Genomic DNA, 9,559 nt, shown 5'->3' with positions numbered 1-9,559 from the left:
CGAAACGCGGTGACCCGGTCCGCGGTGTGGGTGCGGCCGCTGCGCGATGGCCTCGTCCGTCGCGCGGTCCCCCGCCGTCCTTCGGTCGGCTCCCGCCAGGCCCGATGCCGGCGCGTCGGACGAGGCCATCGCTCCGCTCGGCTCCGGGTCGCCCCCTGCTGGTCGTTGAGCGAGGAGCGCAGCGACGAGACGAAACGCGGCGACCTGGGGCTGGTGCGTTTCGTCTCGCTTCGCTCGCGCAACGACCGACCCCCTCCCGGTCGTTGAGCGAGGAGCGCAGCGACGAGACGAAACGCGGTGACCCCGGGCGGATCAGCGGTTCAGCCAGGACCTCAGCATCCGGGTGACCCACGGCAGGACCGCGTAGGTCATGATCGGCGTGAGCACGAGCGTCGTGACGAGCACGCGCAGCCAGATCGGTACCGCGTCCCATCCGGGCACCGGCGTCATCAGGTACGTGAACAACAGGTTCACCGGGAAGAAGCCGAGCCAGATCGACACGGCCTGCTTCCACCGCGGCGGGGTGTGCACGAGCGCGACCGTCGTCGTGCCGGTGCGCGTGGCGTCGGGCACCGTGACCGGTCCGGTCGCGGGCTCGTCGAACCAGCCCTCGATCCCGGTGCGGCGCTGCGTGCGCTCGCTGCGGACGAAGCCCTCGCCCATCGAGAGCCACCACGCGCGCTCGCCGGACGACTCCCAGGCCTCCAGCTCCGCCTCGCTGCCGAAGCGGTACAGCATGTGCCAGTGATGGGATCCCTCCCCGTCGCGGACCCAGCCGGACCCGAGAAACCCGGGGTAGGAGCTGGCGAGGTTCACACCGGTCTGCACCCAGGCGGTGGCTTCGGCGATGCGGGAGGGGTCGACCTCGCGGCGGATGGAGACGGTGACGGGGATGCTGGACATTCTGGGTCCTCGGGTCGTGCGTGCTTGTGGCGTGGTCGAGTGTACGCACCCCGTGTTTCGCGGATGTTGCACGAGACCCGCCCCTCGGACGAGGGGGAGAATCGGAGCATGAGCAACGAAGCCGTGATCGTCGACGTCGTCCGCACCCCGGTCGGCCGGGGCAAGCCCGGGGGCGCGCTCAGCGGCGTGCACCCGGTCGACCTGGCCGCCGGGGTCCTCACCGCGCTCGTGGAGCGCACCGGCGTCGATCCGGCGCAGGTCGACGACGTGATGCTGGGCTGCGTGAGCCAGGTGGGGGAGCAGGCGATGAACGTCGCCCGGCAGGCGGTGCTCGCCGCCGGGTTCGACGAGGCCGTCCCTGCGACCACGATCGACCGGCAGTGCGGGTCCAGCCAGCAGGCCGTGCACTTCGCCGCGCAGGCGATCGCCGCGGGCGCCGCAGACATCGTGATCGCCGGCGGGGTGGAGTCGATGAGCCGCGTGCCGCTCGGATCCTCGCTCGGCGGCGTCTCGCCCCTGTCGCCCCGGATGCGGGAGCGCTATCCGGAGGGGCTCGTGAACCAGGGGGTGTCGGCCGAGCTCATCGCCTCCCGGTGGGAGCTGTCGCGAGAGACGCTCGACGCCTATGCCGCCGAGTCCCACCGCCGCGCGGCGCAGGCGTGGGCGGACGACGCGTTCGCTCCGAGCCTCGTTCCGGTTCCGGAGGCGCCCGAGGCGCGGGAGGACGAGACGGTGCGTGCCGGCACGACCGCGGACGCGCTCGCCGCCCTCGCCCCCGCCTTCCGCACCGACGCTCTCGCCGAGCGGTTCCCGGGGCTGGACTGGCGGATCACCGCCGGCACCTCGTCGCCGCTGACCGACGGCGCCTCCGCGGCCCTGCTGATGAGCGCGGATTGGGCGGAGCGGCTCGGTCTGCGCCCGCGCGCCCGGATCCTCGCCACCGCGGTGGTGGGAGACGATCCCCTGTTCATGCTGACCGGCCCGATCCCGGCGACGAGGCGCGTCCTCGATCGGGTCGGGCTCTCCCTCGACGATCTCGACGCCTACGAGGTCAACGAGGCGTTCGCGTCCGTGCCGCTGGCGTGGGCGGCGGAGCTCGGAGCGGATCCGGCCCGGCTGAACCCCTGGGGCGGCGCGATCGCCCTGGGGCATGCGCTGGGGTCCTCCGGCACCCGGCTCCTCGGCACGCTGCTCGATCACCTGGAGGCCACGGGCGGCCGCCGGGGCCTGCAGACGATGTGCGAGGGCGGCGGCATGGCCAACGCCCTGATCCTCGAACGCCTCTGACCCCACCTCCCCACCCCCTCTCCCCGCCCCCGCCCCCCGCCCCCGGGGCTCCGCGTCATCCGGTTTCGGGGTCGTGTCCGGGGTTCCGGGGCCCGCCTCAGCGCGGATTTCCCCCAGATCGAACCCCGAACCCTCCCGCTCCCCAGGTCCCGGGTTCGGGGCTCACGGCGGGGGATTGGGGCCCGAATCGGGGCCGATCGACCCGGGACAGACCCCGAACCAGATTCGGATCCCCGGATCACGGGTGGCCCGGAGTGCCCGGAAAAGAGGGGACCCCCGCCGACCCGATTCGGCGGGGGTCTCGCGGTGCGGAACCGCGACGGGCGCCCGTGAGAAAGGCGATCCCGGTGGCGCGGAGACGACGGTCACCCGATCCGGTCTGAGTACGTGTCCGCGCACACACTGTTGTACGCGGCCGAGGTGACGAGGAGGTGAACGCGGAGGGAAGGCTCGGGCGAATACTTGGGCACCCTAGTAATTCCCATGGGATCCACGTACCATCGTCATGATGCCAATGGCGGCACGAGAGGATCGAGCACAATGACCCGTGACATCCCGCACTTCATAGGCGGATCGCGTGTAGAGGGCGTCTCCGGACGATTCGGAGACGTCTTCGAGCCGAGCACCGGCGCCGTCCAGGCCCGCGTCCCGCTCGCGGATGCGTCCGAGGTGCGCGCCGCGATCGCGAACGCCGAGGCGGCGCAGCCCGACTGGGCCGCGACCAACCCGCAGAAGCGCGCCCGTGTCTTCATGCGCTTCCTGGAACTGCTCCGCGACGAGACCCCCGCGCTGGCGGAGCTGCTGTCGCGCGAGCACGGCAAGACGCTCGACGACGCGAAGGGCGACATCCAGCGCGGCGTCGAGGTCATCGAGTTCTGCATCGGCGCCCCGCACCTGCTCAAGGGGGAGTACTCCACCGCGGTCGGCACCGGGATCGACGTCTACTCGCTGCGCCAGCCGCTGGGCGTCGTCGCCGGGATCACCCCGTTCAACTTCCCGGCGATGATCCCGCTGTGGCAGATGGGCCCCGCGATCGCCGCGGGCAACGCCTTCGTCCTCAAGCCCAGCGAGCGCGATCCCTCGGTGCCGGTGCGGATCGCGGAGCTGTTTCTCGAGGCCGGGCTCCCGGCCGGGGTCCTCAACGTCGTGCACGGCGACAAGGAGGCCGTCGACACCCTGCTGACCGACCCGCGGATCCGGGCGGTCGGCTTCGTCGGCTCCACCCCGATCGCCGAGTACATCTACACCACCGCCTCCGCCCACGGGAAGCGTGCGCAGTGCTTCGGCGGTGCCAAGAACCACCTCGTCGTCATGCCCGACGCGGATCTCGACCAGGCCGCGGACGCGCTGATCGGCGCGGGGTACGGATCGGCCGGCGAACGCTGCATGGCGATCTCGGTCGCGGTGCCGGTCGGCGAGGAGACGGCCGAGGCGCTGTCCGCCAAGCTCGCCGAGCGGGTGGCGGCGCTGAAGGTCGGCCCATCGCTCGCCGACGGGGTCGACTACGGCCCGCTGGTCAACCGCGCCGCCGTCGAGCGCGTCGAGGGCTACATCCAGCAGGGGATCGACGCCGGCGCCACGCTCGTCGCCGACGGCCGCGGGCTCACGGTCCCGGGGCACGAGGACGGCTTCTATCTCGGCCCCACCCTCTTCGACCACGTGACCACCGACATGTCGATCTACCGCGAGGAGATCTTCGGACCGGTGCTCGTGATCGTCCGGGCGAAGGACTACGAGGAGGCGCTGCGGATGTGCTCGGATCACGAGTTCGGCAACGGCGTGGGGATCTTCACCCGCGACGGGGATGCCGCCCGCGACTTCGTCGCCCGGGTCGAGGTCGGGATGGTCGGCGTGAACGTCCCCATCCCCGTCCCGATCGCCTACTTCACTTTCGGCGGATGGAAGCGCAGCGGCTTCGGCGACCTCAACCAGCACGGCGCGGACGCGTTCCGCTTCTACACCAAGACCAAGACGGTGACGAGCCGCTGGCCCGCGCACGGCGTGCGCGAGGGCGCCAGCTTCGTCATCCCCACGATGCACTAGCGCCCACCCTCCGCGCCACGAGCACGACCCCACGAGGAGACACCGATGACCATGGTCACCACCACGACCGCCGAGGAGCGCGAGGCGATCCTCGATGCCGTCCGCGACTTCGCCGCCACGGAGCTGGAGCCGTTCGCCGCGGAGCGGGACGAAAAGCACCTCTTCCCGCGCGAGAGCCTGCACCGCGCGGGGGAGCTCGGCCTCGGCGGCATCTACGTCCGTGAGGAGTCCGGCGGCACGGGACTCTCCCGCGTCGACACCGTGGCGATCTTCGAGGCGCTCGCCGAGGGGGATCCGGCCGTGGCGGCGTACATCTCGATCCACAACATGGTCGTCGGGATGATCGACGGCTACGGCACGGAGGCGCAGCGGGCCCAGTGGCTGCCGTCGCTGACCAGCATGCAGGCGTTCGGCGGGTACTGCCTGACCGAGCCGGGCGCGGGATCGGACGCCGCGGCGATCGCGACGAGCGCCATCCGCGACGGCGACGACTACGTGCTGACCGGGGTGAAGCAGTTCATCTCCGGTGCGGGCGAGGCGGCCGTCTACGTCGTGATGGCGCGCACGGGGGAGCCGGGCGCGAAGGGGATCACCGCCTTCCTCGTGCCGGCCGACGCTCCGCGGCTGAGCTTCGGGGCGCCGGAGAAGAAGATGGGCTGGCACGCGCAGCCGACCCGGCAGGTGATCCTGGACGAGGTGCGGATCCCGGCGCAGAACGTGCTCGGCGAGGAGGGCCGCGGCTTCGCGATCGCGATGTCGGCCCTCGACGGCGGACGGTTGAACATCGCCGCGTGCTCGATCGGCGGCGCGCAGTGGGCCCTGGACCGGGCGACGCGCTACGTGCACGAGCGCTTCACGTTCGGCGAGGCGCTCGCCGAGAAGCAGTCGATCGTCTTCGCCCTCGCCGACATGCGCACGGAGCTGCACGCCGCGCGTCTGATGGTCAGGGACGCGGCCGAGGCGGTGGACGCCGGCGCCCCGGACGCGGCCGCCCGCTGCGCCATGGCGAAGCGCTTCGCGACCGACGCCGGCTTCGACGTGGCCAACCGCGCCCTCCAGCTGCACGGCGGCTACGGCTACCTTCAGGACTACGGGATCGAGAAGGTGGTGCGGGACCTCCGCGTGCACCAGATCCTGGAGGGCACGAACGAGATCATGCGCCTGATCGTCGGGCGCGACGTCCTCAAGGGCGTGTGAGCGCCCGTCGGGGCGCGCGGAAGGAGCGGACGATGAAGATCGCATTCCTGGGCCTCGGGCACATGGGCCTGCCGATGGCGAGGAACCTCGTCGAGGCGGGCCACGACGTGATCGGGTTCGACGTCGTGGCCGCGGCGGTCGAGGCGGCGCAGGCGGCGGGCATCCCGGTCGCGGCGTCCGGCACGGAGGCGGCCTCCGGCGCGGACGTGGTGCTGACGATGTTCCCCAGCGGCCGGCACGTGATCGAGGCGTACGACGGCGGGCTCCTCGCCGCCGCGCCTCCGGGAACCCTGTTCATCGACTCCTCCACGATCGCGGTGGACGAGGCGCAGACCGCTCACGACAGGGCCGTGGCGGCGGGGCACCGCAACATCGACGCCCCGGTGTCCGGAGGAGTGGTCGGCGCGGAGAACGGCACGCTCGCGTTCATGGTCGGCGGATCCGACGAGGACTTCGCGGCGGCGCTGCCGCTGCTGGAGGCCATGGGGAAGCGGATCGTGCACTGCGGCGGGCCGGGGCTCGGGCAGGCCGCGAAGGTGTGCAACAACATGATCCTCGCGGTGTCGCAGATCGTCGTCGGGGAGGCCTTCGTCCTCGCCGAGCGGCTCGGGCTGGAGCACCAGGTGCTCTACGACGTCGTGTCGCAGGCGTCGGGGCAGTGCTGGGCGCTGAGCACGAACTGCCCCGTCCCCGGCCCCGTGCCGACGAGCCCGGCGAACCGCGACTATCAGCCGGGCTTCGCCGGCGCGCTGATGGCGAAGGACCTGGGGCTCGCGCTGCAGGCGATCGAGGCGACAGGCACCGACGCGCGGCTGGGCCGTCTGGCGCAGGAGATCTACGCCGCCTTCGCCGCGGGGGAGGGTGCGGGCCGCGACTTCTCCGGCATCATCACCGACATCCGCGACGCCTCCGCCCCTCCCGTCCCCACCCCCTGACCCCATCCCCAATCCCGACCCCCACACCCACCCGGACCCCAATCCCCGTCCGCGACCCCAATCCCCGTCCCGGACCCCAATCCCCGCCCGCGACCCCACCCTGTCCCGATCTGCACACCCGAACCCGGTCTGCACAGCAATTTCGGCGTTCCCTGTGCAGATCGGGACAAAGTGTGCAGATCGGGACGGGGCGGGACCGGGACAAAGTGTGCAGATCGGGACGGGGCGGGACCGGGACGGGGCGGGACCGGGACGGGGCGGGACCCGGGACGGGGCGGGACCGGGACGGGGCGGGACCGGGACGGGGCGGGATGGGGAGGGGAATCCCGTGGGGCGGGAGAGGGTGTCCGGAGCATCGGTGATACTGGAAGGGTTGCAGCGCCGCGACGGAGGGGAGAGACATGACCGAGTACGAGACGATCATCGTCGAACAGCGAGGACGCGTCGGATGGATCACCCTCCATCGCCCCGAGGCGCTCAACGCGCTGAACTCCCGGATCGCCGCGGAGGTCACCGCCGCGTCCGTCGCCTTCGATGAGGACGAGGGGATCGGAGCCATCGTCGTCACGGGCTCCGAGAAGGCGTTCGCCGCCGGCGCCGACATCAAGGAGATGGAGTCGATGTCGGCGGCCGAGATGACGGCCACGGACCACTTCGGCGTCTGGCGCGACTTCGCGGCCGTGCGCACCCCCGTCATCGCCGCGGTCTCCGGCTATGCGCTGGGCGGCGGCTGCGAGCTGGCGATGATGTGCGACATCATCCTCGCGGCCGACACCGCGCGGTTCGGTCAGCCGGAGATCAACCTCGGCGTGATCCCGGGGATGGGCGGCACTCAGCGGCTGATCCGCGCGGTCGGTTACTACAAGGCGGCCGAGCTCGTCCTGTCCGGCCGTCTCATGGACGCCGCGGAGGCCGAGCGGTCCGGCCTCGTCTCCCGGGTGGTTCCGGCCGCCGACCTCCTCGCCGAGGCCGAGAAGCTCGCGACGACGATCGCCTCCAAGTCGCTGCCCTCCGTGTACGCGGCCAAGGCGGCGCTGGATCAGGCGATGGAGACGACCCTCGCGGACGGGCTCGCGTTCGAGAAGCAGGCGTTCGCCGCGCTGTTCGACACCGCGGACCAGAAGGAGGGCATGGCCGCCTTCCGGGAGAAGCGCCCCCCGGAGTTCCAGCACCGATGAACGCGTCGACGCCCTCCGCCTCCCCGTCCGCAGACGAGGAGATCCGCATCGAGACCGGCGGGCTCGGCGCCCTGGCGATCCCGGACGACACCGACCTGACCCTGTCCGAGGACGATCGCCGGGAGCTCGTCGCGTGGACGGTGGCGTGCGCCGAGCGGCTGCTGCCCCTGTTCGTCGCGGAGCGTCCGGACGATCGTCGTCCGCAGGAGGCGCTGGACGCCGCGTGGGCGTTCCTTCGCGGCGAGCTCGACATCGAGGCCGTGCGCGAGCGTGCCTTCGCGTGTCACGCCGCGGCTCGCGAGGCCGAGGATCCGGCGGCCGGGGCCGCCGCCCGGGTGTGCGGGCAGGCCGTGGCGGTGGCGCACATGGCCGGTCACAGCCGCCAGGTCCCGCGGCACACGGCGAAGGCGTTCCCCCACGATCGTGCGCGTCGCGACGAGGAGCTGGCCTGGCAGCGGATGAACATCCCGGCCCGGTTCGACCGTTACGTCTACGAGGGCGACTGACCGGATCCGACGCGCGCAGGCCGCGGGACCCGGGGGACCGCTCGGTCAGGCGTCGCGGAGCTCGGTGAGGATCTTCGCGATGCGCCGCTCCCGGGTCGCATCCTGCTTGGCCTCGTCCACCGCCCGCGCCATCTCCTTGCGGCGGGTGTAGGAGAGCCCGTCGAAGGACGCCGCCAGACCGGCCTCGGCGAGGGCGTCCGCGAGAGGACCCGGGACGTCGACCGTGCGCTCCGCGGTGTCCTGGACGATCACGGCGTCGAGCTCGTCGCCGAGTTCGACGCCCAGCTCGGCGCGCACCGCCTTGCTGAAGCCGATGAGGTTCTTCCCGCCCATCCGGGCCAGGCGCAGCCGCGCGGTGCGGTCGCCGATCGTCACGGTGACGGGGAACGCCTTGGCGTCGCCCAGCGCCGCCACCTGCTCGTCGGTGAGCACGATCGCGCCGGCAGGGCCCATGGGCTCGAGGACCGTGCGGAGTCGGAGTTCGCTCATGCGCGTCAGCCTACGGCGCGTCGAGCCCGGGCGACAGGGCGAGCGCGCGCCGCTCGAGCACGTCGTTGCGCTCCCGGATCAGCCGCTCGAGGTGGCGGCCCATGAGCGTCGCGTCGACGAGCCGGCCGAGCACTCCGAACGGCGAGCGGAAGCGGATCTCGTCCCGCATGCGGGTTCCCCCGGGGATCGCCGTGAACGCGTGCCGGTGGCGGAACTCGGCGAAGGGGCCGCGCACCTGGTGGTCGATGAAGCCGTGGGGCTCGTCGACGTCGTGGACGAGGGAGGTCATCCGGAAGCGGATCCCGAAGTGCCGCGCGCTCCAGGTGATCTCGTCGCCCTCGCCGAGCTGCTCGGCCGGTGCGGTGCCGACGATCCGCTCCCGGTGGCGGGACATGGACTCGACGTGCACATCGGCGTCGAGAGACAGCCCGAACACGAGGGCGACGGGCGCCGCGATGTCGCGTTCGAGCACGAAGGAGGGCATCAGAGCGGATCCGGCTGCGGTCGCGGGTCGGCGAAGTCGCCGGCGCCCTTGCGCAGGCGCGCGACGATCGCGACGAGGTCGGCGGCGTCCGCGGCGGACAGCCCCGGCGCGCGGAAGACCTCCGCGTTGAGCGCGGAGGTCGCCTGCTCCACGACGGCCCGCCCCTCCTCGGTGAGGGCGAGCATCGCCGCACGTCCGTCGTGCGGGTGGGGCTCGCGGCGGATGAGCCCGTCGCGCACCAGGCGATCCGCGGTGCTCGACATGCTCGTCGCGTGCACCTGGAGCCGGGCGACGACGCTCGACAGCGGCAGGTGCCCCTCCCGGCTGAACGCGAGCAGGCGCAGCACCTCGTAGCGCGCGAAGCTCAGCCCGAAAGGGCGCAGGGTCTGGTCGACCCGCGCCTGCAGGAGCTGCTGGGCCCGCATGACCGAGATCACCACCGACATGCCGTCGGCGGCGTCGTGCCACCCGTGCGCCAGCCACTGCCGCTTCGCCTCGGCGAGCGGATCGATGGGCAGCGGGCGACGGCTCACGGGT

General features: G+C 72.3%; 10 protein-coding genes. 6 read left to right on the top strand and 4 right to left on the bottom strand.

Annotation, left to right across the window (positions count from 1 at the left end):
* Nucleotides 1-312: 312 nt before the first annotated feature.
* Nucleotides 313-903 carry an antibiotic biosynthesis monooxygenase gene (locus MR1_RS00920; protein WP_067242527.1) on the bottom strand — a complete coding sequence of 197 codons (591 nt, stop codon included), beginning with the start codon at nucleotides 901-903 and terminating at the stop codon, nucleotides 313-315.
* 108 nt (nucleotides 904-1,011) lie between these two features.
* Between MR1_RS00920 and MR1_RS00915 the strand changes: the two genes are divergently transcribed.
* From MR1_RS00915 to MR1_RS00890, 6 genes are all read left to right on the top strand, one after another.
* A complete protein-coding gene (locus MR1_RS00915; RefSeq protein WP_067242525.1) occupies nucleotides 1,012-2,190 on the top strand; it encodes a thiolase family protein in 1,179 nt (392 codons plus the stop codon).
* 540 nt (nucleotides 2,191-2,730) lie between these two features.
* Nucleotides 2,731-4,233, top strand: coding sequence for a CoA-acylating methylmalonate-semialdehyde dehydrogenase (locus MR1_RS00910; RefSeq protein WP_067242523.1), 1,503 nt, complete (start codon nucleotides 2,731-2,733; stop codon nucleotides 4,231-4,233).
* A gap of 45 nt (nucleotides 4,234-4,278) precedes the next feature.
* Entirely contained in the window at nucleotides 4,279-5,430 is a 1,152-nt protein-coding gene (locus MR1_RS00905) for an acyl-CoA dehydrogenase family protein (RefSeq protein ID WP_067242521.1), read from the top strand.
* Nucleotides 5,431-5,462: 32 nt separating this feature from the next.
* Nucleotides 5,463-6,365: a 3-hydroxyisobutyrate dehydrogenase gene (gene mmsB / locus MR1_RS00900; protein ID WP_067242519.1), complete on the top strand. Its 903-nt coding sequence runs from the start codon at nucleotides 5,463-5,465 to the stop codon at nucleotides 6,363-6,365.
* Between the two features lie 401 nt (nucleotides 6,366-6,766).
* Entirely contained in the window at nucleotides 6,767-7,543 is a 777-nt protein-coding gene (locus MR1_RS00895) for an enoyl-CoA hydratase-related protein (protein WP_067242517.1), read from the top strand.
* Nucleotides 7,540-8,049, top strand: coding sequence for a putative immunity protein (locus MR1_RS00890; RefSeq protein WP_067242513.1), 510 nt, complete (start codon nucleotides 7,540-7,542; stop codon nucleotides 8,047-8,049). The genes MR1_RS00895 and MR1_RS00890 overlap by 4 nt, the downstream gene beginning before the upstream one ends.
* 45 nt (nucleotides 8,050-8,094) lie before the next feature.
* Here MR1_RS00890 and MR1_RS00885 read toward each other — a convergent pair whose 3' ends face one another.
* Genes MR1_RS00885 through MR1_RS00875 form a run of 3 tightly spaced genes read right to left on the bottom strand, consistent with a single transcriptional unit; the run spans nucleotide 8,095 to nucleotide 9,555 of the window.
* Nucleotides 8,095-8,538, bottom strand: a complete 444-nt coding sequence (locus MR1_RS00885; protein WP_067242509.1) for a YdeI/OmpD-associated family protein — start codon at nucleotides 8,536-8,538, stop codon at nucleotides 8,095-8,097.
* 10 nt (nucleotides 8,539-8,548) lie between these two features.
* A complete protein-coding gene (locus MR1_RS00880; RefSeq protein ID WP_067242506.1) occupies nucleotides 8,549-9,022 on the bottom strand; it encodes an SRPBCC family protein in 474 nt (157 codons plus the stop codon).
* On the bottom strand, nucleotides 9,022-9,555 hold the full coding sequence (locus MR1_RS00875; protein ID WP_067242503.1) for a MarR family winged helix-turn-helix transcriptional regulator: 534 nt from the start codon (nucleotides 9,553-9,555) through the stop codon (nucleotides 9,022-9,024). Before MR1_RS00875 ends, MR1_RS00880 begins: the two co-directional genes overlap by 1 nt.
* Nucleotides 9,556-9,559 lie beyond the last annotated feature (4 nt).

Source organism: Microbacterium resistens NBRC 103078, assembly GCF_001552355.1.
Lineage (GTDB): Bacteria > Actinomycetota > Actinomycetes > Actinomycetales > Microbacteriaceae > Microbacterium > Microbacterium resistens.
The sequence above is the reverse complement of the archived record's forward strand: the minus strand, read 5'-3'. Positions and strand labels throughout refer to the sequence as shown.

Coding starts and splice junctions, on each gene's coding strand:
- MR1_RS00920 (WP_067242527.1), bottom strand. CDS start 903: ATGTCCAGCATCCCCGTCACCGTCTCCATCCGCCGCGAGGTCGACCCC.
- MR1_RS00915 (WP_067242525.1), top strand. CDS start 1,012: ATGAGCAACGAAGCCGTGATCGTCGACGTCGTCCGCACCCCGGTCGGC.
- MR1_RS00910 (WP_067242523.1), top strand. CDS start 2,731: ATGACCCGTGACATCCCGCACTTCATAGGCGGATCGCGTGTAGAGGGC.
- MR1_RS00905 (WP_067242521.1), top strand. CDS start 4,279: ATGACCATGGTCACCACCACGACCGCCGAGGAGCGCGAGGCGATCCTC.
- mmsB (WP_067242519.1), top strand. CDS start 5,463: ATGAAGATCGCATTCCTGGGCCTCGGGCACATGGGCCTGCCGATGGCG.
- MR1_RS00895 (WP_067242517.1), top strand. CDS start 6,767: ATGACCGAGTACGAGACGATCATCGTCGAACAGCGAGGACGCGTCGGA.
- MR1_RS00890 (WP_067242513.1), top strand. CDS start 7,540: ATGAACGCGTCGACGCCCTCCGCCTCCCCGTCCGCAGACGAGGAGATC.
- MR1_RS00885 (WP_067242509.1), bottom strand. CDS start 8,538: ATGAGCGAACTCCGACTCCGCACGGTCCTCGAGCCCATGGGCCCTGCC.
- MR1_RS00880 (WP_067242506.1), bottom strand. CDS start 9,022: ATGCCCTCCTTCGTGCTCGAACGCGACATCGCGGCGCCCGTCGCCCTC.